At 71.3% G+C, this 23,571-nt stretch carries 22 protein-coding genes and 1 riboswitch; of the genes, 11 read left to right on the top strand and 11 right to left on the bottom strand.

Annotation, left to right across the window (positions count from 1 at the left end; translation table 11 throughout):
• Window positions 1–10: 10 nt before the first annotated feature.
• Both sdhA and ACGFZK_RS19800 read left to right on the top strand, forming a co-directional pair.
• Complete coding sequence (gene sdhA, locus ACGFZK_RS19805; protein WP_189733157.1) at window positions 11–1,765, top strand: succinate dehydrogenase flavoprotein subunit; 1,755 nt, start codon at window positions 11–13, stop codon at window positions 1,763–1,765.
• On the top strand, window positions 1,765–2,523 hold the full coding sequence (locus ACGFZK_RS19800; RefSeq protein ID WP_393850166.1) for a succinate dehydrogenase iron-sulfur subunit: 759 nt from the start codon (window positions 1,765–1,767) through the stop codon (window positions 2,521–2,523). The genes sdhA and ACGFZK_RS19800 overlap by 1 nt, the downstream gene beginning before the upstream one ends.
• On the opposite strand, the gene ACGFZK_RS19795 is transcribed toward ACGFZK_RS19800, so the two are convergent.
• A complete protein-coding gene (locus ACGFZK_RS19795) occupies window positions 2,520–3,302 on the bottom strand; it encodes a hypothetical protein (protein WP_393850165.1) in 783 nt (260 codons plus the stop codon). The genes ACGFZK_RS19800 and ACGFZK_RS19795 overlap by 4 nt on opposite strands.
• A 139-nt stretch (window positions 3,303–3,441) precedes the next feature.
• On the opposite strand from ACGFZK_RS19795, the gene ACGFZK_RS19790 reads away from it, so the two are divergent.
• The 6 genes from ACGFZK_RS19790 (at window position 3,442) to ACGFZK_RS19765 (ending at window position 9,263) form a co-directional block, all read left to right on the top strand.
• The gene (locus ACGFZK_RS19790; protein WP_393850164.1) at window positions 3,442–4,563 is read left to right on the top strand and encodes a serine hydrolase domain-containing protein; all 1,122 of its coding nucleotides are present in this window, start codon (window positions 3,442–3,444) and stop codon (window positions 4,561–4,563) included.
• 56 nt (window positions 4,564–4,619) lie between these two features.
• On the top strand, window positions 4,620–5,192 hold the full coding sequence (locus tag ACGFZK_RS19785) for a hypothetical protein (protein WP_393850163.1): 573 nt from the start codon (window positions 4,620–4,622) through the stop codon (window positions 5,190–5,192).
• Window positions 5,193–6,713: 1,521 nt separating this feature from the next.
• Window positions 6,714–7,472 (top strand): alpha/beta fold hydrolase, encoded by a 759-nt coding sequence (locus ACGFZK_RS19780; RefSeq protein ID WP_393850162.1) that lies wholly within the window; start codon window positions 6,714–6,716, stop codon window positions 7,470–7,472.
• 196 nt (window positions 7,473–7,668) lie between these two features.
• Entirely contained in the window at window positions 7,669–8,073 is a 405-nt protein-coding gene (locus ACGFZK_RS19775; protein ID WP_393850161.1) for a hypothetical protein, read from the top strand.
• A gap of 3 nt (window positions 8,074–8,076) precedes the next feature.
• Entirely contained in the window at window positions 8,077–8,505 is a 429-nt protein-coding gene (locus ACGFZK_RS19770; protein WP_393850160.1) for a thiol-disulfide oxidoreductase DCC family protein, read from the top strand.
• Between the two features lie 11 nt (window positions 8,506–8,516).
• The gene (locus tag ACGFZK_RS19765) at window positions 8,517–9,263 is read left to right on the top strand and encodes a TetR family transcriptional regulator (protein WP_393850159.1); all 747 of its coding nucleotides are present in this window, start codon (window positions 8,517–8,519) and stop codon (window positions 9,261–9,263) included.
• Between the two features lie 16 nt (window positions 9,264–9,279).
• On the opposite strand, the gene ACGFZK_RS19760 is transcribed toward ACGFZK_RS19765, so the two are convergent.
• From ACGFZK_RS19760 to ACGFZK_RS19750, 3 genes are all read right to left on the bottom strand, one after another.
• A complete protein-coding gene (locus ACGFZK_RS19760) occupies window positions 9,280–10,836 on the bottom strand; it encodes an ABC transporter substrate-binding protein (protein WP_393850158.1) in 1,557 nt (518 codons plus the stop codon).
• A gap of 121 nt (window positions 10,837–10,957) precedes the next feature.
• Complete coding sequence (locus tag ACGFZK_RS19755; RefSeq protein WP_393850157.1) at window positions 10,958–12,214, bottom strand: metallophosphoesterase; 1,257 nt, start codon at window positions 12,212–12,214, stop codon at window positions 10,958–10,960.
• A complete protein-coding gene (locus ACGFZK_RS19750) occupies window positions 12,211–12,504 on the bottom strand; it encodes an SCO4848 family membrane protein (protein ID WP_393850156.1) in 294 nt (97 codons plus the stop codon). Before ACGFZK_RS19750 ends, ACGFZK_RS19755 begins: the two co-directional genes overlap by 4 nt.
• 121 nt (window positions 12,505–12,625) lie before the next feature.
• Here ACGFZK_RS19750 and ACGFZK_RS19745 point away from each other — a divergent pair, with 121 nt between their 5' ends.
• Window positions 12,626–13,867, top strand: a complete 1,242-nt coding sequence (locus tag ACGFZK_RS19745) for a D-alanyl-D-alanine carboxypeptidase family protein (RefSeq protein WP_393850155.1) — start codon at window positions 12,626–12,628, stop codon at window positions 13,865–13,867.
• Here ACGFZK_RS19745 and ACGFZK_RS19740 read toward each other — a convergent pair.
• The 4 genes from ACGFZK_RS19740 to glyA all read right to left on the bottom strand — a co-directional run bounded on the left by ACGFZK_RS19740 (window position 13,864) and on the right by glyA (window position 18,133).
• The gene (locus ACGFZK_RS19740; protein WP_393850154.1) at window positions 13,864–14,823 is read right to left on the bottom strand and encodes a YihY/virulence factor BrkB family protein; all 960 of its coding nucleotides are present in this window, start codon (window positions 14,821–14,823) and stop codon (window positions 13,864–13,866) included. The genes ACGFZK_RS19745 and ACGFZK_RS19740 overlap by 4 nt on opposite strands.
• A gap of 196 nt (window positions 14,824–15,019) precedes the next feature.
• Window positions 15,020–15,643: a 2'-5' RNA ligase family protein gene (locus ACGFZK_RS19735; protein ID WP_393850153.1), complete on the bottom strand. Its 624-nt coding sequence runs from the start codon at window positions 15,641–15,643 to the stop codon at window positions 15,020–15,022.
• A 97-nt stretch (window positions 15,644–15,740) separates the two neighbouring features.
• Entirely contained in the window at window positions 15,741–16,754 is a 1,014-nt protein-coding gene (trpS, locus tag ACGFZK_RS19730) for a tryptophan--tRNA ligase (protein ID WP_393850152.1), read from the bottom strand.
• Between the two features lie 110 nt (window positions 16,755–16,864).
• The gene (gene glyA, locus ACGFZK_RS19725) at window positions 16,865–18,133 is read right to left on the bottom strand and encodes a serine hydroxymethyltransferase (protein ID WP_393850151.1); all 1,269 of its coding nucleotides are present in this window, start codon (window positions 18,131–18,133) and stop codon (window positions 16,865–16,867) included.
• A 33-nt stretch (window positions 18,134–18,166) separates the two neighbouring features.
• A riboswitch (ZMP/ZTP riboswitch) is annotated at window positions 18,167–18,257 on the bottom strand.
• A 131-nt stretch (window positions 18,258–18,388) separates the two neighbouring features.
• Between glyA and rocD the strand changes: the two genes are divergently transcribed.
• Window positions 18,389–19,594 (top strand): ornithine--oxo-acid transaminase, encoded by a 1,206-nt coding sequence (gene rocD, locus ACGFZK_RS19720; RefSeq protein WP_393850150.1) that lies wholly within the window; start codon window positions 18,389–18,391, stop codon window positions 19,592–19,594.
• 13 nt (window positions 19,595–19,607) lie between these two features.
• Here rocD and ACGFZK_RS19715 read toward each other — a convergent pair whose 3' ends face one another.
• Window positions 19,608–20,810 (bottom strand): glutathionylspermidine synthase family protein, encoded by a 1,203-nt coding sequence (locus tag ACGFZK_RS19715; RefSeq protein ID WP_393850149.1) that lies wholly within the window; start codon window positions 20,808–20,810, stop codon window positions 19,608–19,610.
• 8 nt (window positions 20,811–20,818) lie between these two features.
• The gene (locus tag ACGFZK_RS19710) at window positions 20,819–21,121 is read right to left on the bottom strand and encodes a hypothetical protein (RefSeq protein WP_393850148.1); all 303 of its coding nucleotides are present in this window, start codon (window positions 21,119–21,121) and stop codon (window positions 20,819–20,821) included.
• 116 nt (window positions 21,122–21,237) lie between these two features.
• Between ACGFZK_RS19710 and ACGFZK_RS19705 the strand changes: the two genes are divergently transcribed.
• The gene (locus tag ACGFZK_RS19705; protein ID WP_393850300.1) at window positions 21,238–22,056 is read left to right on the top strand and encodes a hypothetical protein; all 819 of its coding nucleotides are present in this window, start codon (window positions 21,238–21,240) and stop codon (window positions 22,054–22,056) included.
• A gap of 82 nt (window positions 22,057–22,138) precedes the next feature.
• On the opposite strand, the gene ACGFZK_RS19700 is transcribed toward ACGFZK_RS19705, so the two are convergent.
• The gene (locus tag ACGFZK_RS19700) at window positions 22,139–23,542 is read right to left on the bottom strand and encodes a PLP-dependent aminotransferase family protein (protein WP_393850147.1); all 1,404 of its coding nucleotides are present in this window, start codon (window positions 23,540–23,542) and stop codon (window positions 22,139–22,141) included.
• Window positions 23,543–23,571: the final 29 nt, after the last annotated feature.

The raw sequence follows: 23,571 nt of genomic DNA, 5'->3' as shown, positions 1-23,571 counted from the left end.
GGCGAACCAAATGAAGATCCACAAGTACGACACCGTCATCGTCGGCGCCGGTGGCGCGGGCATGCGCGCCGCCATCGAGTCGACGAAGCGCAGCCGCACCGCCGTGCTGACGAAGCTCTACCCGACCCGCTCCCACACGGGCGCCGCGCAGGGCGGCATGGCCGCCGCGCTGGCCAACGTGGAAGAGGACAACTGGGAGTGGCACACCTTCGACACGGTCAAGGGCGGTGACTACCTGGTCGACCAGGACGCCGCCGAGATCCTGGCGAAGGAGGCCATCGACGCGGTCCTCGACCTGGAGAAGATGGGCCTGCCGTTCAACCGCACCCCGGACGGCACCATCGACCAGCGCCGCTTCGGCGGTCACTCGCGCAACCACGGCGAGGCCCCGGTCCGCCGGTCCTGCTACGCCGCGGACCGCACCGGTCACATGATCCTCCAGACGCTCTACCAGAACTGCGTCAAGGAGGGCGTGGAGTTCTTCAACGAGTTCTACGTCCTGGACCAGCTCCTGGTCGAGGAGGACGGCGTCAAGAAGTCGGCCGGTGTGGTCGCGTACGAGCTCGCCACCGGCGAGATCCACGTGTTCCAGGCCAAGGCCGTCATCTACGCCTCCGGCGGCACCGGCAAGTTCTTCAAGGTGACCTCCAACGCGCACACCCTCACGGGTGACGGCCAGGCGGCCTGCTACCGCCGCGGCCTGCCGCTCGAGGACATGGAGTTCTTCCAGTTCCACCCGACGGGCATCTGGCGCATGGGCATCCTGCTGACGGAGGGCGCCCGCGGTGAGGGCGGCATCCTCCGCAACAAGGACGGCGAGCGCTTCATGGAGAAGTACGCGCCGGTCATGAAGGACCTCGCGTCCCGTGACGTCGTCTCGCGCTCCATCTACACCGAGATCCGTGAGGGCCGCGGCTGCGGCCCCGCCGGTGACCACGTGTACCTGGACCTGACGCACCTCCCGCCGGAGCAGCTCGACGCGAAGCTCCCGGACATCACCGAGTTCGCGCGCACCTACCTGGGCATCGAGCCGTACACGGACCCGATCCCGATCCAGCCCACCGCGCACTACGCCATGGGCGGCATCCCGACCAACGTCGAGGGTGAGGTCCTCAGCGACAACACCACCGTCGTCCCGGGCCTGTACGCGGCCGGCGAGGTCGCGTGCGTGTCGGTGCACGGCGCGAACCGCCTGGGCACCAACTCGCTGCTGGACATCAACGTCTTCGGCAAGCGCTCCGGCATCGCCGCCGCGAAGTACTCCCAGGAGAACGACTACGTCGAGCTCCCGGAGAACCCGGCGCAGCAGGTCGCCGACCTCGTCGAGCACCTGCGCAACTCCACGGGCAACGAGCGGGTCGCCGAGCTGCGTCTGGAGCTCCAGGAGACGATGGACGCGTGCGTGATGGTGTTCCGTACGGAGCAGACCATCAAGACCGCGGTCGAGAAGATCGCGGAGCTGCGCGAGCGCTACAAGAACGTGTCCGTCCAGGACAAGGGCAAGCGCTTCAACACGGACCTGCTGGAGGCCATCGAGCTGGGCAACCTGCTCGACCTGGCCGAGGTCATGGCCGTGTCCGCGCTGGCGCGCAAGGAGTCCCGCGGCGGTCACTACCGCGAGGACTACCCGAACCGCGACGACGTCAACTTCATGCGCCACACCATGGCGTACCGCGAGGTCGGCGCCGACGGCAAGGACTCCGTCCGGTTGGACTACAAGCCCGTCGTCGTCACCCGCTACCAGCCGATGGAGCGTAAGTACTGATGGCCACCCCGACCATGGACAAGATGGAGGCCGCGGCCGCGGCCTCGCCCTTCATCACGGTCACCTTCCGGATCCGCCGCTTCAACCCCGAGATCTCCGAAGAGTCTCAGTGGCAGGACTTCCAGATCGAGATCGACCCGAAGGAGCGCGTGCTCGACGGTCTCCACAAGATCAAGTGGGACCTCGACGGCACGCTGACCTTCCGTCGCTCGTGCGCGCACGGCATCTGCGGCTCCGACGCGATGCGGATCAACGGCAAGAACAGGCTCGCCTGCAAGACGCTGATCAAGGACATCAACCCGGAGAAGCCGATCACCGTCGAGGCCATCAAGGGCCTCACGGTGATGAAGGACCTTGTCGTCGACATGGAGCCCTTCTTCCAGGCGTACCGCGACGTCATGCCGTTCCTGGTCACCAAGGGCAACGAGCCGACGCGCGAGCGCCTGCAGTCCGCCGAGGACCGCGAGCGCTTCGACGACACCACCAAGTGCATCCTGTGCGCCGCGTGCACGTCCTCGTGCCCGGTGTTCTGGAACGACGGCCAGTACTTCGGCCCGGCGGCGATCGTCAACGCGCACCGCTTCATCTTCGACTCGCGTGACGAGGCGGGCGAGCAGCGGCTGGAGATCCTGAACGACAAGGACGGCGTGTGGCGCTGCCGCACGACCTTCAACTGCACCGACGCGTGCCCGCGTGGCATCGAGGTCACGAAGGCGATCCAGGAAGTCAAGCGCGCGCTGATCACGCGCCGCTTCTAGCCTTCCCGGCGAAGGCCCCGCACCCGGTTCGTCCGGGGGCGGGGCCTTCGGCGTTCCCGTTCCCGTTTCCGTTTCCCGCGGGGCGCGGGGCTCGGGGCGTCAGCGGCGGAGCTGGCCGGTGATCGTCGGGTCGGTGATCTCCGTGTCCCTCGCGAGCAGCACGGCCTTGGAGAGGATGACCGCGAGGGTGCGGTCCCCCTCGAAGGGCAGGCAGCCGGTCTCGGGGTGCCCGGTGCCCCCGCTCCGCCGGGCACGATGCACAGGTACCGGTCGTCCGGGGCCATCAGGACGTTCCCTGAGCCCAGGTGGATCCGGTACGTGCGCAGCTCGCCCCGCACGTGCAGGAAACGGCCCTGGAAGGTGCACCGGTCGGCGATGGCCGGCCGCGGCACCAGCCGCTCCGACAGCACCCGCCGGGTCTCGGCGCTCTGGTTCAGCTCGCCGAAGCCGTACGAGGTCCAGTACTCGCGGAAGCGGCCCTCCGGTCCGCCGTCGAACCAGGCCGGATCGTTGCCGACGCCGGCCGCGCCGACGAAGAGGCCGACGTCGCGCAGCACCTCGCTCAGGACCAGCGCCGGTACCTCCGTGAGCGGCAGCGGGTCGACGGGGTCCCGGCCGTCGCGCAGCACCATCGTGTACTCGCCGCCGTACGCGCCGGCCGCGACCTCCCGGAACGCCCTGCGCCGGATCACCTCGCGCAGCGGAAGCCGCTCCTCGGGCACGTCGAGCCCCCAGCCGTCGCCACGGCCTCCGGCGGTCGTCTCGCCGGCGACTGCCACCGTTCCCCTACGGCCGCCAGTAGGGGTGACCACTGACAGCGGGCCGTGCCGGACCCGATCACCGGTCGGGGGCTCCTCAGGGTCCGGTGGGGGGCTTCCCCCATGGTCGGTGGATCTCCCCGGCAGCAGACTCACAGACATGACGAAGACCGCGCACACCGAGCCCGCCGCCACCCGCCCGAACCGCTGGACCACCCTGGTCCTCGCGGGCGCGGCCCTCGCATCCGTCACCGTCGGCGCCGTCCTGCCGGCCTCGGCCGCCGAGCCGCAGGACGCACCGGTGGCCGGTACCGTCCGCGCGCACCACACGGTCGACACCATCGCCCTGACCGCAGCCATGCAGCCCGGCGCCATGGCGAGCGGCACCATGGTCCGGGTGGGCGGGACGGGCGTCACCGGATGGACCGGAGCCACCGGCCCGCTCTCGCAGGACCCCGCCGCGCACTTCCGTATCGGCAGCATCACCAAGCTGTTCACCTCCACCCTGGTCCTCCAGCTCGTCGGCGAGGGCCGCTTCACCGTGGACACCCCCGTCCAGGAGCTCCTCCCGGGGACCCTCCCGGCACACTGGGAGCCGATCACCGTCGGCCAGCTCCTGAGCCACACCAGCGGCCTCCAGAAGCCCTGCGTGGACTTCGTGGAGGGCGAGGCGCCGACCCCGGAGCAGGTCCTCGCCCACTGGACCGACCCGAAGTGCGCCGCGCCCCAGTACCCCGTGCTCGCACAGCAGTACAACGGCGCGAACTACTTCCTCCTCGGCCTGGTCGTCGAGAAGGCCACCGGCCGCCCCTACGCCGACGAGGTCCAGCGCCGCATCGCCCGTCCGCTCGGGCTGCGCCACACCTACTCCCCGAAGCCCGGGGACCGCTCCGTCCCCGGCCCGGCGCTGACCGACTCCGGCGAGATCGAGCCGTGGGCCTGGGCCGAGGGCGGCATGCTCTCCAACGCCCCCGACCTGGAGCGCTTCATGACCAACCTGCTGCGCGGCCGGCTGCTGAAGCCCGCCCAGCAGCGGCAGCTGTTCGTCATGCCGGCCCTCTCCGAGGGCGCCGAGGACCGCTTCAGCATGGGCGGGCTGCTGCGCAGCGAGATCGACGGCACCGTCGTCTGGGGCAAGACCGGCTCCATGGGCCCGTCCACGAACGGGGTGTTCGCCACCGAGGGCGGGCGTCGCACGGTCGTGTACTCCCTCCTCCCGGCGAGCAGGGACCGCGAGTTGATGCGCAAGCACCTCACCACCCTGGTCGGCGCGGCGCTCTGACCTGGCTTGCCGGACCCGGGGTACAGCACGGGAGTTGCTGTGGAAGGATCGGCCGTATGAGCGAGCAGCAGCCGAATCCGTACACCAGCGACCCCGCCGGCCAGGGCGGCCAGCCCGGCACGCCCGCCACTCCCGGCCAGGGCGACTACAAGTGGGGCCCGGGCGAGGCCAGTTACGGCTACCCCCAGCCCTACCCGGCCGCCCCGGCCTACCAGCCGACCATCGGCGGCGCCGGCATGCCGACCCCCGCCTACCCCGTCGCCGTCCCGGCGGCCGGCGGAGTCGGCGGAGCCGGCATGTCCCTCGGCGACATCACCATCGCCGGGGATCAGATCATCACCCCGTCGGGCACGATGCCGCTCAAGGGCGCAATGTGGAACGCGACGGACTTCTCGCGCACCGAGGAGAAGATCCCGCCGCACGCGATCGTGCTCGCGATCATCTTCTTCCTCTTCTGCCTGCTGGGCCTGCTCTTCCTCCTGATGAAGCAGAAGACCACCACGGGCTACATCCAGGTCACGGTCACCAGCGGCGGCCGCCACCACTCCACGATGATCCCGGCGGTGGACGCGTACACCTACCAGTGGGTGATGTCGCAGCTCAACTACGCGCGCTCGATGAGCATGTGAGGGGTCGGGCGAGGGCCGGGGGCGGAAGCCTGGCGGGCGGGGCCGGGATGTGGGGCGGGACTTCGGGTGTGCGGGAGCCGCTCGGGCGGCATCAGGGATGTGTATGGGGGTTTCCCGTCAGTCTCATCGTCTCTCCGGTTCGGGCCGGTCCCTCAAGGGCGCTCGTTCCTCGCGTCGCTTCGCGATGGCCTTCGGCCACCCTTGACCGACCGTCCCGCCCCGGAAAGTCGAAGACTGTCGGGAAGCCCCCAAAAGAACGAGCCGGGTGCTTCTTTTCAGGGACGGGGCGGTCGGAAATGCCCGACCCGGTCGGGCGCAAAGGGGCACGTCCGACAGGCGGGGCCCATGCCCGCCATCGGCCGGGTCGGTGGGGCGCGTCCAATCGCTACGCGCTCCCCACGTCCCAGCGTCAGCGACCCGTCTCTGGCTGGACATAGGCCGCCCACCGCCTAGGCGCTTCCCACTCCCCGCGTCCGACGACCGTCTGTGGCTGGTCATAGGCCGCCCACAGCCTCAGCACTCTCACTTTGACTGCGACCGGCCGCCGCCAGAGGCCGTTGAGAGGAGCGGTCGGCTGATTCCTCGCCTCAGCCGAGGTGTAGCCGGGTCAGCGCGAGGATGGCACCACAAACCCACACCCAAACAAGGGCAATTGGGGTAAACGGTCAGCCTTCCGAGCCGCACACACTCACTGACCCGAGCCCACCTCGACATAGCCGCCGTATGACGCCCCGCACCCTCCGACAGCCATCAGACGCATCGCACGAGGAGCACCCAAGAGGTGTGGGCGGCCTATGCCCAGCCGCAGACGGTCGCCGGACGCACGTCGAGCGTCGAACCGAGGCTGTGGGCGGCCTTACGTCCACCCCCGACAGCCGTCAGACGCCATCGAAGAGAGCGCCCAGGAGGCGTGGGCGGTCTATGCCCAGCCCAAGACGGTCGTCGGACGCTGGCGAGCGTCGAACCGAGGTCGTGGGCGGTCTATGCCCAGCCACAGACGGTCGCCGGACGCATAGCGCGCGCCGAACCGAGGTCGTGGGCGGCCTATGCCCAGCCCAAGACGGTCGTCGGACGCTGAGAGGTGAGGAGCGCGTAGCGATTGGACGCGCCCCAACCCGCCCGGTGCCGGTGATGGGCCTCGCCTGTCGGTCGTGCCCCTTGCGCCCGACCGGGCCGCGGCATCTCCGACCGCCCCGTCCCTAAAGGCTCCGCCCGGCTCGTTCTTTTGGGGGCTTCCCGACAGTCTTCGACTTTCCGGGGCGGGACGGTCGGTCAAGGGTGGCCGAAGGCCATCGCGAAGCGACGCGAGGAACGAGCGCCCTTGAGGGACCGGCACGAACCGGAGAGACGATGAGACTGACGGGAAACCCCCTACGCGACTGTGATGCCGATCAACTGGCTCCCGCCCACCCGAAGCCCCCGACCCACCTCACCATCCCGACCGGCCGGCTCCCGCCCACCCGAAGCCACCGCCCCCAAAACGCGGTAGCGACCCCACACAGGTCCGGCGAAGATCAGCGGATGATCGTCAACCATGATGTGGACGGGCCCGTAGACGGCCCCGTCGTTGTCCTGCTGCACTCCTCCGTATGCGACCGGCGGATGTGGGAGTCGCAGTGGCGGCCGCTGATCGACGCCGGGTTCCGGGTGGTCCGGCCGGACTTCCGGACCTGCGGGGACTCTCCCGCCGGGACGGCCCCGTACAGCGACGACGGTGACGTGCGGGACCTCCTGGACCACCTCGGCGTGCGGCAGGCCTCTCTGGTCGGGAGCTCGTACGGTGGCCGGATCGCCCTGCAGGTCGCCGCGCTGCATCCGGAGCGGGTCTCGTCGCTGCTCCTGCTCTGCCCCGGCCGGCCGGGCCACGAACCGAGTGCGGAGCTACGGAGCTTCGGCGCCGAGGAGGACGTCCTGCTGGACGCGGGCGACCTGACCGGCGCCGCCGAGCTCAATGCCCGGACCTGGCTCGGCCCGGACGCCGACGCCGACGCCCACGCGCTCGTACGGGCCATGCAGCAGCGGAACTTCGAGATCGCCCTGGCCGTCACCGAGAGCCACGAGCTCCCCGGCTCCCCCGTCGACCTGGCCACGGTCACCGCCCCGACCCTGGCCGTAGGCGGTGCGCACGACCACCCGGACTTCCGGCGCATCGCCGCCGAGCTCCCCACGATGGTCCCGGGCGCCGAACACGTCGAACTGCCCTGGGCGGGGCACTTGCCCTCGCTGGAGCGCCCCGAGGAGACCACCCGCCTGATGCTGGAGTTCCTGACGCGCACCTGACGCAGACCGGCCGGCCGCACCGCCCCGGGATGCCGCGGCTCACCGCCCCTCGTGAAGGAGCCCCCGGGGACCCGTACGCCGTACGCGGATTCCCGGGGGCTTCGTGCTGCCCTCGACCGTTCGCTTGAACTTGTTCAAAAAGAGGCCTACAGTCATCCCTGTCAGCAGTTGAACACGTTCAAAGGGGCTGGGGACAATGGACCTCACCGTCGTCACGTACGTCATCTACCTGCTCATCAGCATCAGCCTCACGGTCTGGGTGGCCCGTACCCTCAGCCGTAACGGCCGCGTCTTCATCGGCGACGTCCTGCACGGGAACGAGAAGCTCGCGGACGCCGTCAACCAGCTCCTCGTCGTCGGGTTCTACCTCGTGAACATCGGCTTCGTGACCCTCTACCTCCGGTCGAGCGAGGAGGTGGTGAACGCCCGCGGCCTCTTCGAGGCGCTCTCGGTCAAGCTCGGCGTCGTCCTGCTGGTCCTCGGGATCATGCACCTCGGGAACGTGTGGGTGCTGAACAAGATGCGCCGCCGCGGGATCATGGAGCGCCAGCAGACCCCGCCCGTCGCCCCCCAGGGGTGGACCGCGCCGGCCGGGGCCTGAGCCATGACGACCACCATCGCGCCCGTGCGGAAGCTCACCGTCCTCTACGACGCCGGCTGCCCGCTCTGCGTACACATCCGGCACTGGCTGCTCGCGCAGCGGTGGCTGGTCCCCCTCGCCCTGGTCCCCGCCGCGTCCTGGGAGGCGCACCGGCGGTTCCCGCGCCTCGACCACGCGTCGACGCTCCGCGAGATCACCGTCATCGGGGACTCGGGGCAGGTGTGGAGGGGGACCGACGCCTTCATCGTGTGCCTGTGGGCGCTGGTCGAACACCGGCCGAAGGCCAACTGGCTGGCCACGGCCGCCGGTCGGCCCTTCGCCCGGGCGGCCATGTACACGGCCTCCGCCTGGCGGCAGGCCGTGCGCACCGAGGGTCACCCCGAGGGCGCCGAGGTACCGGCCTGTGACGACCACTGCTCCGTCCCCGGATAGGCTCATCCACCGTGACTGATCAGAAGGCTCCCAAGAGCGAGCAGACCCGCACGCTCATCCTCGAAACCGCGCTCCGTCTCTTCCAGGAGCGCGGTTTCGACAAGACGACGATGCGGGGTATCGCGAAGGAGGCCGGCGTCTCGGTCGGCAACGCCTACTACTACTTCGAGTCGAAGGAACACCTGGTCCAGGGGTTCTACGACCGGATCGGCGCCGCCCACCAGGCCGCGGTCCGGCCGATCCTGGACAGCGAGACCGATCTGCAGAAGCGGCTCGCGGGCGTGCTGGTGAGCTGGATGGACATCGCCGCCCCCTACCACGAGTTCGCCTCGCAGTTCTTCAAGAACGCGGCGGACCCCGAAAGTCCGCTCAGCCCGTTCTCGCCGGAATCGGAGGCGGCGCGCCAGGCCGCGATCGACATCCACCGCGAGGTGCTCGCGGGGGCGAAGACCAAGGTGCCGGCCGAACTGGCCGACGTCCTGCCGGAGCTGATGTGGCTCTCGCAGATGGGTCTGGTCCTGTACTGGGTCTTCGACCGCTCCCCGAACAGCGAGAAGACGCGGCGGCTCGCCGAGCGCGGCGCTCAGCTGACGACGCGGGGCATCGTCCTGGCCCGGTTCCGGGTGCTGCGGCCGCTGGTGCGGGAAGTGCACGAGCTGTTCGCGGACTTCCTGCCGGGCATGGCGCAGACGGCCACGGCGGGGGCCCGGCGCAGGGCCTCGGACCCGGACCCGGCCCCGGACCCCGACGCGGCGTGACCGTCGGGGGCACCCGCTACAGCCAGTCGAGTTCCCACAGGCGCCAGACGCCGGTGCCGTCCGACAGGTACTGGGCTCCGGTGACGCCCTCGCGGGACATCACGTAGTCCTTCTTCTGCCAGATCGGCACCATCGGGGCCTGCTGGGCGACCAGCTTCTGGAGCTCGCGGAACTCGTCGACGGCCTCGCCCCGCTCCGAGTGGGACTGGGTGCGGGTGATCAGCTCGTCGACGTGCTTGTCGGAGAAGCCGTTGTTCATGGACGAGTCGGCGCCGACGAGCGGGGCGAGGAAGTTGTCCGCGTCCGGGAAGTCCGCGATCCAGCCGATGGTGTACGCGTCGAACTCGCCCGCCGCGTACCCCTTCTGGAAGTCGCTCCACTGCTCGACCGGCTTGATCGTCAGCTGGAAGAGGCCGGTCGCCTCCAGCTGCCGCTTGAGCTCCTCGGCCTCCTGCACGTTCGCGCCGCGCACGTTCACGCCGAGGTTGAGGTGGACGGGGGCGGTGATCCCGGCGTCCTTGAAGAGCTTCTTGGCGGTGGCCCCGTTGGGCGTCGGGTAGGCGTCGAAGAACGGGGTGCTGTGGCCGGCGATGCCCGCCGGGACCAGGGAGTACAGCGGGGTGACGGTGCCCAGGTGGACCTCGCCGGCAACCTTGGAGCGGTCGAGCACGGCGGCGACGGCCTGGCGGACGGCGAGCGGGGCGGCGGTGGAGCCGGGGCGGACGTTGAAGACGATGGAGCGGGTCTCGCTGCCGCCGGAGGCCTGGTAGCGGGTGTCCTTCATGCCCGGGTTGAGGCCGGCGAGCACGGACGGCGGCATGTCCCGGTGGGCGACCTCGATCTGGTGGGCGTTCCAGGCCCGGTCGAGCTGCTGCGAGTCCTTGAAGTACTTGACGGTGACGGGCGTGTGGGCGGCCTTGCCCTGGCCCTTGTAGGAGCTGTAGGGCTTGAGCTCGACGCTCGTACCGGCCTTGTACGCGCCCAGCGTGTACGGGCCCGAGCCGTCGGCCTTGCCGTCCTCGCGCAGGGCCTTCGCCGGGTACTTGTCCTTGTCGACGATCGAGGCGGCGCCCGTCGCGATCTTGAAGGGGAAGGTGGCGTCGCGGGCGGAGAGGTTGAAGGTGACCGTGCGCCCCTCGGCCTTGACCGACTCCAGGGTGTTGAAGAGGGGGGCCGGCCCCTGGTCGGAGTTGATCGCCTTGATGCGGTCGAAGGAGTGCTTGACGTCCTCGGCGGTGATGGCGCGGCCGCTCGCGAACTTCACGTCGGGGCGGAGCTCGCACTGGTAGGTGGTGAGCTTCTGCCCCACGAAGTTGCAGGAGGCGGCGGCGTCCGGCACGGGGGCGTCGGATCCGGGCTTGATGGTCAGCAGCGACTGGTAGATGTTGCTGAACAGGGCCCAGGAGCCGGCGTCGTACGCCCCGGCGGGGTCGAGCGAGGAGACGACGTCACTCGTGCCGACCCGGACGGCGCCGCGGCCGTTGCCGTCCTCGGGCAGCAACTGCCAGGCACCGATGCCGGCCACGCCGAGGACCAGCCCGGCCGCGATTGTCTTCGAGCGGACAGACCGCATCCCCTGAACCCCACCCCTTGACCGGTGACAGCGCTGCGCTGTCCGATTAACGGTCATCCCATCACGGAATATCAGCCGCCGGAAGGCCGGTTTCCGAGGGGGCTTCGACGTTTGGGACGGGTCAGGCCTGATATGAGGCGAGTTCGACGACCGTGATGTCGGACGGCGCCCCCACGCGCACCGGCGGCCCCCAGGCTCCGGCCCCGCGGGACACGTAGAGCTGGGTGTCGCCGTACCGCTCCAGACCGGCCACGGTGGGGTTGGCGAGCTCGGCGAGGTAGTTGCCGGGCCAGAGCTGGCCGCCGTGGGTGTGCCCGGAGAGCTGGAGGTCGACGCCGTGGCGGACGGCGTCGTGGATGACGACGGGCTGGTGCGCGAGGAGCACGGCGGTCCGGGTCCGGTCGCGGTCGCCGAGGGCCGCCCCGAAGTCGGGGCCCTTGCCCTCCAGCTCGCCCTGGACGTCGTTGACCCCGGCGAGGTCGAAGTGCGGCAGCTCGCGGCGGGCGTTCTCCAGCGGGGTCAGCCCCAGCTCGCGGACGTGGTCGATCCACTGCTGGGCGCCCGAGAAGTACTCGTGGTTGCCGGTGACGAAATACGAGCCGTGGCGTGCGGCGAGCCGGCGCAGCGGCTCCGCGGCGGACCCGAGGTCGGGGACGCTGCCGTCGACGAGGTCGCCGACGATGGCGATGAGGTCGGGCTGGGTGCGGTTGACGGTGTCGACGATGCGCTGGGTGTGGGCGCGGCCGAGCACCGGGCCGAGGTGGACGTCGCTGACGACGGCGATCCGGAAACCGTGGGCCGCGCGGGGCAGTTTGGCGAGGGGCACCTGCACCCGCTTCACGCTGGGCCCGCGCAGGACTCCGTACGTACCGGCCCCGACCGTACCGACGGCCACGGCGGCGGCCGCCCCGCCGACCGCCCGGGCGACGAACCGGCGGCGGCTCGGCCCGTCGTCCGCCACGGGCTGCTCGGCGGTGACCGTGACCGCCGAGGTAGCGGCCGCGGCGGGCACCTCCACGGGCTCGGGCCGGTCGGCTACCGCCCCGGAGGGGTCGCGGTGGGCCAGACGGCGGAGCAACAGCGCGCGGATCGGCTCCGCGACCAGCATCGTCAGGGTCAGGTACAGGAGTACCGCGAGCCAGAGGTACCCGGGCCAGGCCACCGTCTGCTGGAGCCAGAAGGGGGCGCCCGCGCGGCCCGTGGTCAGCGCGGCGACAGAAAGGAGGGGCAGGGCGATGATCGAGCCCGTGCCGATGCGCCGGGGCAGGCCGCCGGGGGCGGTGGTGTCACGGACCAGGCGGATCCAGAGCCAGCGGTGGACCAGGACCAGCAGGGCGCAGACGGCGAGTGCGACGAGTGCGAAGACCAGGATCGTCATGCCGAGGCCTCCGAAGCGCCACGGTCCGTACCGCCCGTACCGCCCTCACGTGATTCCCGCCGCAGGGCCCGGACCCCGAGCAACCCGATCACTCCGACCACCGTCCCCAGGAGAAAGGACGTCACCGCGAGCGTCAGGTGCACCCAGAAGTAGGAAGTGGGATCGCCCGCCGCATCGAAGGCAAGGCCACTGCCGTTCTTCCACAGGTTCCGGACGAAAGACACCCAGATGAACCAGGTCCACACTCCGAAGGCGAGCAGGAACCAGGAGGCGGTACGGCTGAGTTTCATGGCTTCAGTATCGGATCGGTCCCCAGGACGGACGCGCCGGGGTGGGCTGTCCCGGGGTTGGTTGCCGCGAATGGGCCGGTCCGCGACGCCATCCAGCTCATCGGGATGTACTTTCACCTGCGTGTCCGCCAAGACGACCGCGCTGACGGTCCTTTCCGCCGCGTTGCTGGTCCCCGCCCTGCTGGCGGCTCCCGCACACGCCGCGCCGACCCCTCCGGCCGATGGAAAGGGACAGCCGCCCAAGGTGCCGGCGGCGGCCGCGCCGCCCGTCTCGATGTCCACGGTCGGCGGGTCCCTGCTCGGCCAGCCGGGGACCCAGGTGAACCTGCTGCCGGGCGCGCCCCAGCTGCCGGCGACCCTCACCGGGCGGTCGTGGATCGTGGCGGACGCCGAGTCCGGCGAGGTGCTGGCCGCGCACAACGCGCACTGGCGGCTGCCCCCGGCCTCGACCATGAAGATGCTCTTCGCGGACACGGTGCTGCCGGGCCTGCCCAAGGAGCAGGTCCACAAGGTCACCGACAAGGACATGGAGGGCGTGGGCCAGGGCAGCAGCCTGGTCGGGGTCAAGGAGGACCACGAGTACTCCGTCCACGACCTGTGGCTCGGGGTGTTCCTGCGGTCGGGGAACGACGCCGTGCACGTGCTCTCGGCCATGAACGGCGGGGTCGACAAGACCGTCAAGGACATGCAGGCGCACGCCGAGGAGCTCCAGGCCCTCGACACCCACGTGGTGTCCCCGGACGGGTACGACGCCCCGGAGCAGGTCTCCAGCGCGTACGACCTGACGCTGATCGCCCGCTCCGGGCTGCAGAAGCAGGACTTCAGGGAGTACTGCGGCACGGTGAGCGCGAAGTTCCCCGGGCTGCAGGAGGCCGGGAAGCCGCGGGACTACTTCGAGATCCAGAACACCAACCGGCTGATGACCGGCGCGGGCGGCATCTCCCCCTACAAGGGCATCGCGGGGGTGAAGAACGGCAACACCACCATGGCCGGCTCCACCTTCACCGGCGCCGCGCAGCAGGGCGCCCGGAAGCTGCTGGTCACGGTGATGAACCCGGACGCGGGCGGCGCGAACTCGGTCTACGAGGAGACCGCCGCGCTCTTCGACTGGGGGTTCGCGGCGGCCGGGAAGGTCAAGCCGGTGGGTGAGCTGGTGCCGCCGAAGAGCGAGGACACCTCCTCGCACGGTTCCCCGGCCCAGTCGCACGAGAACAACCCGTCGGCGGCCGGCAAGGGCGCGGGCGGCGTGGGCACCGCGCTGGGCATCGCGGGCGGCGTGCTGGCCGTACTGGCGGGCGGCGCCTTCGTGGTCAACCGGCGCTGGCCCCGCGGCCGCCGCGGCCGGGGCGAGGAGCTGGTCTAGGGGTGTCTTGTCGATCGGGCCGGATCAGGCCGGGAGCGTTTCAGCGGGCCCCGGAGGGCTCCGGGGCGTCCGCCGGGGCGGCCTCCGCCGTCGCCGGCCCCGTCGTCGTCGTCGCGCGTCGCCGTCCAGGACGCGACGAACAGCAGCAGTTTCGCCGTGAAGTTGATCCAGAGCAGCAGGGCGATCGGCACGCCGAAGGCCCCGTACATGCTCTTCGCGGCGACCTCCCGCATATAGCCGCTGAGCAGCAGCTTCAGCAGTTCGAAGCCGGCCGCGCCGATGAGGGCCGCCTGGATCAGGCGGCCGCGCGGCGGTTCGACGCCCGGGAGCAGGGTCAGGACGTAGAGCAGCAGCAGGAAGGCGGCGACGACGCCGACGAGGAAGGCGAAGGAGCGCAGCAGCGCGCCGCCCGCGCCCTCGCGGGGGATGCCGAGCCAGTCGGCGGACTTCCCGACGGCGCTGGCGCCGAGGATGGAGGCGGCGGCGGAGGCGAGGCCCACCCCGCCGAGGCCGAGGAGGACGAGCGTGTCCTTGCCCTTGCGGGCGAAAGGGTTCCCCTCGTCCTCGTCGTCCTTGTCCCAGACCGCGCGCAGGCAGTCCCGCATGGAGCCCACCCAGCCGATGCCGGTGAACAGCAGGATGGCGCCGGCGACGAGCCCGACCGTGCCCGCGTTGGCGACGAGTCCGTCGATGTCGAGCTGGTCGGAGATGCCCGGGACCTGGTCGGAGAGGTTCTTCTCCAGCCGGTCCAGCTGTTCCGTGCTGAGCAGCGCCGCGCCGACGGCGGCGGCCACGGTGATCAGCGGGAAGAGGGCGAGGAAGCTGATGAAGGTGATCGCGGCGGCGAGGCGGGTCCAGTGCACGCGGTCGAGGCGTTCGTACGAACGCCACGCGTGCGTCCGCATCAGCCGGGCCGCGAGCGGCCCGATCACCGGGAGTTTCGTCAGCCAGTCCATGGGATCACCGTAATTGAGCTGCCGGAAATAGCCGGGATTGTCGGTTCTGGCGGCTACGGTCCTCGATTGTGACTTTTTCCGAAACGCGCCCTACGGGTCGCCCGTTCCACACCCTGGTCCTGCGAAGTCTGAGATTCCGGGCCCGGCACATCGCCCGGCTTCACCGGCCCCTGGCCGTGACCGTGCGCCCGCTGCGTCAGGACGGCGCTGCGGTCGCCCCCGCGGCGCCGGTCGCGCCGGTCGCGCCGGTCGCGTGGTCGGCCGGTGAGCCCGCCTGCGCCGGGACGCAGGCCGGTCCGCTCCCGAACGGGTACTCGCGGAGCTTGCGCCAGACCCCGTCCGAGCCCTGCTCGTAGAGCGCGAAGCCCTCGCAGATCCACTCGGCCGCGTAGTCGGCGAGGGTCGTGAACGCCAGGTCCATCGCCTCGTCGGAGATCCCGTGGGCGACCGTGACGTGCGGGTGGTACGGGAAGGCGAGCTCGCGGTCGAGCGGCCCGTGGGGGTCGCGGACCTCGCTCTGGAGGCGGGTGCAGCCCGTGGCCCCCTCGGCGATCTTGACGAAGACGACCGGTGAGAGGGGGCGGAAGGTTCCGGTGCCGGCCAGGCGCATCCGGAAGGACCGGAAGGCGGCCGCGACCTCGACCAGGTGGGCCCTGATCGCGGGGAGCCGGTCCGCCTCCACCTCGGTGGGCGGGACGAGGGTGACGTGCGTGGGGATGCCGTGCGCGGCGGCGTCCCCGAAGCCCGCGCGCAGCTCCTGGAGCTGGCTGCCGTACGGCTCCGGGACCGCGATCGAAACGCCGAGCGTTACGGTCCCCACGTATCTCTCCTCCGCTTGTCTCTGTGGACTGCTGCCGCCCCAGTGTGGCGGCAGCACCCCCCTTCGTGCCAGGGCCCTCTGTCCGTAGTTGCGTTCGTCAGTGCTTGGCGGGCAGCAGACCGAGGCGGTCGTAGGCCTGCGCGAGCGTCTCCGCGGCGACCGTACGGGCCTTCTCCGCGCCCTTGGCCAGGAGGGAGTCCAGCGTCTCGGGGTCGTCCAGGTATTCCTGGGTCCGCTTCTTGAACGGTGTGACGAAATCGACCATCACGCCGGCCAGGTCGGTCTTCAGCGCGCCGTAGCCCTTGCCCTCGTACTTCGTCTCCAGCTCGGCGATCGTCTCGCCCGTGAGGGTGGAGTAGATCGTGAGCAGGTTGCTGACGCCGGGCTTCTTCTCGGAGTCGAAGCGGATCTCGGCCTCGGTGTCGGTGACCGCGCTCTTGATCTTCTTCTCGGTGACCTTGGGCTCGTCGAGGAGGTTGATCAGGCCCTTGGGGGACGACGCGGACTTCGACATCTTGATCGCCGGGTCCTGGAGGTCGTAGATCTTCGCGACCTCCTTGACGATGTGCGCGGCGGGGAGGGTGAAGGTCCGGCCGTAGCGCTGGTTGAAGCGCTCCGCCAGGTCGCGGGTCAGCTCGATGTGCTGGCGCTGGTCCTCGCCGACGGGGACCGCGTTCGCCTGGTACAGCAGGATGTCGGCGACCTGCAGGATCGGGTACGTGAACAGGCCGACGCTGGCGCTGTTGGCGCCCTGCTTGGCGGACTTGTCCTTGAACTGGGTCATCCGGCTGGCCTCGCCGAAGCCGGTGATGCAGTTCATGACCCAGCCGAGCTGCGCGTGCTCGGGCACGTGGCTCTGGACGAAGAGCGTGCAGCGCTCGGGGTCCAGGCCGGCGGCCAGCAGCTGGGCGGCGGACAGACGGGTGTTCGCGCGCAGGTCCTTCGGATCCTGCGGCATGGTGATCGCGTGCAGGTCGACCACCATGTAGAAGGCGTCGTGCGTCTCCTGCAGGGCGACGTACTGGCGGATGGCTCCGAGGTAGTTCCCGAGGTGGAACGAGCCGGAGGTGGGCTGGATGCCGGAGAGCGCGCGAGGACGATCAGAAGCCATGTCCTCATTCTCTCAGGTGCGGGGGCGGGCTCGGGCCCTCGAGATCCGGCCCCGCCGGTGTTCGAGGCGCGGGTTTCCGGGGGCGGCGCCCCCGGAAACCGGGCCGCAGGTCAGGACAGCGGCAGGCCTGGGGCCGGGAAGGCGGCCATCAGGTCCGTGACCTCCGCCCGGATCGCGGCGAGGGTCTGCTCGTCGCCCTTCGCGGCGGCGTCGACCGCGCGCGAGATCCAGTCGGCCACCTGCGGCATGTGCGCGGCGGACAGGCCCCGCGAGGTCAGCGACGGGGTGCCGATGCGGATGCCCGACGGGTCGAACGGCTTGCGCGGGTCGAAGGGCACCGTGTTGTAGTTCACGACGATGCCCGCCCGGTCCAGGGCCTTGGCCGCGATCTTGCCGGGGACGTCCTTGCCCGTCAGGTCGATCAGGATCAGGTGGTTGTCCGTACCGCCCGAGACCAGGTCGAAGCCGCGCTCCAGCAGCGCCGCGGCCAGCGCCTTGGCATTGGCGACGACCTGGTGCGCGTAGGCCGTGAAGGAGGGCTGGGCCGCCTCGTGCAGGGCGACCGCGATGCCTGCCGTCGTCTGGTTGTGCGGGCCGCCCTGGAGGCCCGGGAAGACCGCCTTGTCGATCGCCTTCGCGTGCTCCTCCCGGCACATCAGCATGGCGCCGCGCGGACCGCGCAGGGTCTTGTGCGTGGTGGTGGAGACGACGTCGACGTGGTCGGCCGGAGACGGGTGCGCGCCGCCCGCGATCAGGCCCGCGATGTGGGCCACGTCCGCGACCAGGACCGAGCCCGCCTCCCGGGCGATCTCCGCGAAGGCGGCGAAGTCGATGGTCCGCGGCAGGGCGGTACCGCCGCAGAAGATCAGCTTGGGCCGCTCGGCGAGGGCCAGCTCGCGCACCGCGTCGTAGTCGATCAGCCCGGTGTCCTGCCGGACGCCGTACTGGACGCCCCGGAACCAGGAGCCCGTCGCCGAGACGCCCCAGCCGTGGGTGAGGTGCCCGCCCATCGGCAGGGCCATGCCCATCACGGTGTCGCCCGGCTTCGCGAAGGCCAGGTACACGGCCAGGTTGGCCGGCGAGCCGGAGTACGGCTGCACGTTGGCGTGCTCCACCCCGAACAGGCCCTTGGCGCGCTCGACGGCCAGCGCCTCGACGCGGTCGATGTTCTGCTGGCCCTCGTAGTAGCGGCGGCCGGGGTAGCCCTCGCTGTACTTGTTCTGCAGCACGGTGCCGGAGGCTTCGAGGACGGCCGCGGACACGTAGTTCTCACTGGGGATCAGGCGCAGGGTCTGCGCCTGGAGTACTTCCTCCGCCGCGACGAACGACGCCAGCTCGGGGTCGGTGGCGAGAAGGGCGGGATGGCGGCTCGCGGACATGCGGGCTCCTCCGGGGTCGATGTGATCGGTACCCCGCGAGGCCCAGGCGAGCGGCCCTGTATGCGGTCGAGCGCGCACGACTCCCCCGGAGTTGGTTCTCCGTACGCCAGTCGCCGTGCGTACCGGACACCTTAGCGGGCGCGCCGCGAACGATGTTTCTGCGTCCGGGATACGAGCGACGATAAGAAGGTGACGCCACCCTCGTCACCGCTTCACCCGGCGCTTCACCCCGCCGGACGGACGATCGGAGACCCCGTGTCGACAACTGCTGATGCCATCCGCGCCGCAGACGCGCACAGCGCGCACAACTACCATCCGCTGCCCCTGGTCGTCGCGTCCGCGGAAGGCGCGTGGATGACCGATGTCGAGGGCCGCAGATACCTCGACATGCTCGCCGGGTACTCGGCCCTCAACTTCGGGCACGGCAACCGCCGTCTGATCGACGCGGCCCGCGCCCAGCTGGAGCGGGTCACGCTCACCTCGCGCGCCTTCCACCACGACCGGTTCGCCGATTTCTGCACCGAGCTCGCCGCGCTCTGCGGCAAGGAGATGGTGCTCCCCATGAACACGGGCGCGGAGGCCGTGGAGACGGCGGTGAAGACCGCCCGCAAGTGGGGGTACGAGGTCAAGGGCGTCCCGGACGGGCACGCCAAGATCGTGGTCGCCGCCGACAACTTCCACGGGCGGACCACGACCATCGTCTCCTTCTCCACGGACCACGAAGCCCGCGACCACTTCGGCCCGTACACACCGGGCTTTGAGATCGTCCCGTACGGGGACCTCACCGCGCTGGCCCACGCCGTCACCGAGAACACCGTGGCCGTGCTGCTGGAGCCGATCCAGGGCGAGGCGGGGGTGCTGGTGCCGCCCGCCGGGTACCTGAGCGGCGTACGGGAGCTGACCCGCGAGCGGAACGTCCTCTTCATGGCGGACGAGATCCAGTCGGGGCTGGGGCGGACCGGCAGGACCTTCGCGTGCGAGCACGAGGGGGTCGTCCCGGACGTCTACATCCTGGGCAAGGCGCTCGGCGGCGGCGTGGTGCCGGTGTCGGCCGTCGTCGCCGACCGGGACGTGCTCGGGGTGTTCCGGCCCGGCGAGCACGGATCCACCTTCGGCGGGAATCCGCTGGCGTGCGCCGTCGCCCTGGAGGTCGTGGCGATGCTCCGGACCGGCGAGTTCCAGCAGCGCGCCGCCGAGCTGGGCGAGCACCTGCACCGGGAGCTCAACCTGCTGGTGGGCGGGGGTGCGGTGACCGCCGTACGCGGCCGGGGGCTGTGGGCGGGCGTCGACATCGACCCGTCGCGGGGCACGGGCCGGGAGATCTCCGAGAAGCTGATGGAGCTCGGGGTGCTGGTGAAGGACACCCACGGGTCGACGATCCGGATCGCCCCGCCGCTGGTGATCAGCAAGGAGGACCTGGACTGGGGCCTGGACCAGCTCCGCTCTGTGCTCGGCGCCTAGATCCAGAGACGGCCTAGAGGATGACGTGGGGCAGGAAGCGGGCGTACTCGTCCGTGACCGGCCCCGCCGATTCGCGGATGCCGAGTCCCGCCGCCTCGTCCTCGACGACCCACGCGCCGAGCACCACCCGGTTGCCGTCGAAGTCGGGCAGCGGGGCCAGGCCCTGGAAGCAGTACCGCTCCCCCTCCTCCGGTACGAACGGCTCGCCGTCCCCGCCCGCTTCGTGCAGGGTGACCCCCGCGCCCTCACGGCCGAGGAGGGGCTTGGCGACGTAGCCGGCGGACCCGGGATCGGCCAGTTCGCGCGGGCCGTCGAGGTAGGCGGGCAGCAGGTTCGGGTGCTCCGGGAAGAGCTCCCACAGGATCGCGAGCAGCGCCTTGTTGGACAGCAGCATCTTCCACAGCGGCTCGATCCAGCAGGTGGTGCCGGAGCCGCCGCCGTGGTCGTACGTGCCCAGTACGTGCGGGCCGAACTCGTCCGTCGCCAGCCACTCCCACGGGTAGAGCTTGAAGCAGGAGCGGATGAAGCGGAGCTTCTCGTCCACGAACCGGCCGGACAGGCCGTCCCAGCCGATCTGCTCGACGGACAGGGCCTGGGTGTCCAGGCCGGCCTGTTCGGCGGTCTCCTGGAGGTAGGCCACCGTCATCAGGTCCTCGCCGAGCTCGTCGGTCTCGGAGTGCGCGAAGTGCAGCGGGCCGGGCGGGAGCAGCTCGGCCTGGCGCCGCCAGGCGTCGACGAGCCGCTCGTGGAGGGAGTTCCACTGGTCGGCGCCGGGGAACCGCTCCTCCATCCAGAACCACTGCGGGCTGGCCGCCTCCACGAGGGAGGTGGGGGTGTCGGCGTTGTACTCCAGCATCTTGGCCGGGCTGCCGGAGCCGTCGTAGCACAGGTCGAAACGGCCGTAGAGGGAGGGCTGTTCGGCGCGGCGGCGCCAGGACTCGGCGATCGTTGCGGCCAGCTTCGGGTCGGTGATGCCGAGGTCGGCGAAGCGGTCGTGCTCGACGATGTGCGCGGCCGCGGCCAGGCACATGGCGTGCAGCTCCTCGACGACGTTCTCCAGGGCCTCGACCTCGGGGAGCGAGAAGGAGTAGTACGCGCTCTCGTCCCAGTAGGGGCGCAGGGAGTCGTCGGGGTAGCGGGTGAGGGGGTAGATCACCCCCTGCTCCTCGACGGTCTTCTGCCAGCCGGGACGGGGCTCGATGGTGTGCCGCTCCATGGTGCCGGTCAGCCGCCGCTGGAGCCGGAGCTCTTGTGGCCGCCGATGCCGCCGCGGGTGACGGCCGACTTGTCGAAGCTGCCGCCGGAGACCTTGCCGGAGCTGACCTGGCCGCCGTAGTAGTACGCGCCGGTGCCGCCGCTCTTGCACTCCTTGTTGTTCAGGTGCTGCAACGTGGAGCGGGAGGCGCAGCGCTTGTCCGGTTCGTCGCTGCTGCCGCAGGCCACGAGCGTGGCCGCGAGCAGGCCCATGCCGCCGAGGGCGACCGCGCCGGAGCGCATACGGCGCTGATTGGTGCTGCTGCTGTCCATGTCTGCTGCTCCCCCTGGGGCCTCGCGTACTGCCGACAGAGTAGAGGGGGGCCACCGGCCGATGGAATCCGGCCGTCGTGAGATCTGTGACCTAGAGTCAGTTCGTGCTCATTGGGATGATTTGCGCGCTCGGTGCGGCGGTCTGCTTCGGTACGGCGTCGGTTCTGCAGGCGGTCGCGGCGCGGTCGGCGGAGCCGGGTACGGGGTCCGGGGTGGACACCGCGCTGTTCCTGCGGGCCGTGCGGCAGTGGCGGTACCTGGCGGGTCTGGGCCTGGACGGAGTCGGCTTCGTGCTCCAGATCATCGCGCTGCGGCACGTCCCGATCTACGCGGTGGGAGCCGCGCTGGCGGCCAGCCTGGCGGTGACGGCGGTGGTCGCGGCGCGGCTGCTGCGGGTGCGGCTGTCCCGGACCGAGTGGGGCGCGGTGGCGGTGGTGTGCGCGGGGCTGGTGATGCTCGGGCTCTCCGCCGGGGAGGAGGGCACGGGGACCGGGTCGCTGGCGCTGAAGCTGGGGCTGCTGGCGGTGGCGGGGCTGGTGCTGCTGGTCGGCGTGGTCGCGGGGCGGCTGCCGGACGGGCCGCGGGCGCTGGTCCTGGGTCTGGCGGCGGGGACGGGCTTCGGGGTGGTGGAGGTCTCGGTCCGGCTCATCGACTCGCCCTGGGACCTGCGCAACCCCGCCCTGTACGCCCTCCTGCTGGGCGGTGGCGCGGCCTTCCTGCTCCTGACGTCGGCGCTGGCGCGCGGTTCGGTGACGGTGGCGACGGCGGGCCTGGTGCTCGGCGAGACGATCGGCCCGGCGGTGGTGGGCGTGGCCTGGCTCGGCGACAGCACCCGCGAGGGCCTGGCCTGGCTGGCGGTCACGGGCTTCGCGGTGGCCGTCGCCGGCTCCCTGGCCCTGGCCCGCTTCGGCGAACCTCCACCGCCCGAGGACTGACCTCCTGCCACGGCGTTTCGGCCCCGGCGGCGTTCGAGGCGCGGGGCCCGGGTCAGCGCCCCCGGAAACCCGGCTCCGCAGGTCACGGCAGCGCCGCCGCCAAGGCCGCCAGCGTCGGCGACCACGCGCTGTCCGACGGCGTCCCGTAGCCCACGACCACCGCATCCCGCGGCAACGCCCCCGCCTGCGGGTGCCGGAAGCTCCTCAGCCCGTGCAGGGCCAGGTCCTGCCACGCGGCCGACTGCAGCACCGACCTCTCCGTACCCGCGGGAAGGTCCAGCACCGCGTGCAGCCCCGCCGCGATCCCCGAAACGGCCACCCGGTCCCCCACCGCCGCCACCAGCTCGTCCCGCCGCCTCCGGTACCGCAGCCGCATCCCGCGCACGTGCCGGTCGTAGGCTCCGGAGGTGATGAACTCCGCCAGCGTCAGCTGATCCAGCGCACTGCACACCCAGTCCGTGGGCCCCTTGGCGGCCAGCACCTCCTCCACCAGCCCCGGCGGCACCACCATCCAGCCCATCCGCAGCCCGGGTGCCAGGGACTTGCTTGCCGTGCCGAGGTACACCACCCGGTCCGGGTCCAGGCCCTGGAGCGCCCCGACCGGCTGACGGTCGTAGCGGAACTCCCCGTCGTAGTCGTCCTCCAGGATCAGCCCGCCCGTGCTCCGGGCCCAGTCGACCGCCGCCGCCCGCCGGGCCGGGGTCAGGGCGACGCCCGTCGGGAACTGGTGCGCCGGGGTCAGCAGCACCGCGCCCGCCGCCGCGGTCAGCTCCCCCGTACGGGCACCCTCCCCGTCCACCCCCAGCGGGCGCGTCCGCAGCCCCGCCCGCACCAGCAGGTCCCGGTGGAAGTCCAGGCCGTACCCCTCCACCGCCACCTCCCGCACCCGCCGCGCCCGCAGGACGCCCGCCAGCAGCGTCAGCCCGTGCAGGAAGCCCGCGCACAGCACGATCCGTTCGGGGTCCGCGTACACGCCGCGCGCCCGTGCCAGGTATCCGGCCAGCGCCTGCCGCAGCTCGATGCGGCCGCGCATGTCGACCGCGTACCCGAAGGCCTCGTTCGGCGCGCCGGTCAGCGCCCGCCGGGCCGCCGACAGCCATGCCGCGCGCGGGAAGCCGCCCAGGTCCGGGGAGCCGGGCACCAGGCTGTACGCGGGGCCCCGGCGCGCGGGGCGGCGTACCCGGGCGGCCGCCGCGGGCCGGCGCAGGCGGGCCCGTTCGGCGACGCGGGTGCCGGAGCCCTGGCGGGCCGTCAGCCAGCCCTCGGCGACGAGCTCGGCATACGCCTCGGCGACCGTGTTCCGGGCGATGCCCAGGTCGGCGGCGAGGGTGCGCGAGGACGGCAGCCGGGTCCCGGCCGCCAGCCGCCCGCTGCGCGCGGCCTCGCGCAGGGCCTCGGTGAGCCCGGCCCGCAACCCGCCGCGCCCGCGTCCGGCGGTGAGGTCCAGATGCAGGTCGGCGCCGAAAGTGGCCCATGATTCCGTCATGGATATGGACCATATCGGTGGGCCGCCTG

This window comes from Streptomyces sp. NPDC048257 (assembly GCF_043201855.1).
Lineage (GTDB): Bacteria > Actinomycetota > Actinomycetes > Streptomycetales > Streptomycetaceae > Streptomyces.
Note: the sequence above shows the minus strand (reverse complement) of the source record. Positions and strands in the feature narration are given on the sequence as shown.

Coding starts and splice junctions, on each gene's coding strand:
- sdhA (WP_189733157.1), top strand. CDS start 11: ATGAAGATCCACAAGTACGACACCGTCATCGTCGGCGCCGGTGGCGCG.
- ACGFZK_RS19800 (WP_393850166.1), top strand. CDS start 1,765: ATGGCCACCCCGACCATGGACAAGATGGAGGCCGCGGCCGCGGCCTCG.
- ACGFZK_RS19790 (WP_393850164.1), top strand. CDS start 3,442: ATGACGAAGACCGCGCACACCGAGCCCGCCGCCACCCGCCCGAACCGC.
- ACGFZK_RS19785 (WP_393850163.1), top strand. CDS start 4,620: ATGAGCGAGCAGCAGCCGAATCCGTACACCAGCGACCCCGCCGGCCAG.
- ACGFZK_RS19780 (WP_393850162.1), top strand. CDS start 6,714: ATGATCGTCAACCATGATGTGGACGGGCCCGTAGACGGCCCCGTCGTT.
- ACGFZK_RS19775 (WP_393850161.1), top strand. CDS start 7,669: ATGGACCTCACCGTCGTCACGTACGTCATCTACCTGCTCATCAGCATC.
- ACGFZK_RS19770 (WP_393850160.1), top strand. CDS start 8,077: ATGACGACCACCATCGCGCCCGTGCGGAAGCTCACCGTCCTCTACGAC.
- ACGFZK_RS19760 (WP_393850158.1), bottom strand. CDS start 10,836: ATGCGGTCTGTCCGCTCGAAGACAATCGCGGCCGGGCTGGTCCTCGGC.
- ACGFZK_RS19755 (WP_393850157.1), bottom strand. CDS start 12,214: ATGACGATCCTGGTCTTCGCACTCGTCGCACTCGCCGTCTGCGCCCTG.
- ACGFZK_RS19750 (WP_393850156.1), bottom strand. CDS start 12,504: ATGAAACTCAGCCGTACCGCCTCCTGGTTCCTGCTCGCCTTCGGAGTG.
- ACGFZK_RS19740 (WP_393850154.1), bottom strand. CDS start 14,823: ATGGACTGGCTGACGAAACTCCCGGTGATCGGGCCGCTCGCGGCCCGG.
- trpS (WP_393850152.1), bottom strand. CDS start 16,754: ATGGCTTCTGATCGTCCTCGCGCGCTCTCCGGCATCCAGCCCACCTCC.
- glyA (WP_393850151.1), bottom strand. CDS start 18,133: ATGTCCGCGAGCCGCCATCCCGCCCTTCTCGCCACCGACCCCGAGCTG.
- ACGFZK_RS19715 (WP_393850149.1), bottom strand. CDS start 20,810: ATGGAGCGGCACACCATCGAGCCCCGTCCCGGCTGGCAGAAGACCGTC.
- ACGFZK_RS19710 (WP_393850148.1), bottom strand. CDS start 21,121: ATGGACAGCAGCAGCACCAATCAGCGCCGTATGCGCTCCGGCGCGGTC.
- ACGFZK_RS19705 (WP_393850300.1), top strand. CDS start 21,238: ATGATTTGCGCGCTCGGTGCGGCGGTCTGCTTCGGTACGGCGTCGGTT.
- ACGFZK_RS19700 (WP_393850147.1), bottom strand. CDS start 23,542: ATGACGGAATCATGGGCCACTTTCGGCGCCGACCTGCATCTGGACCTC.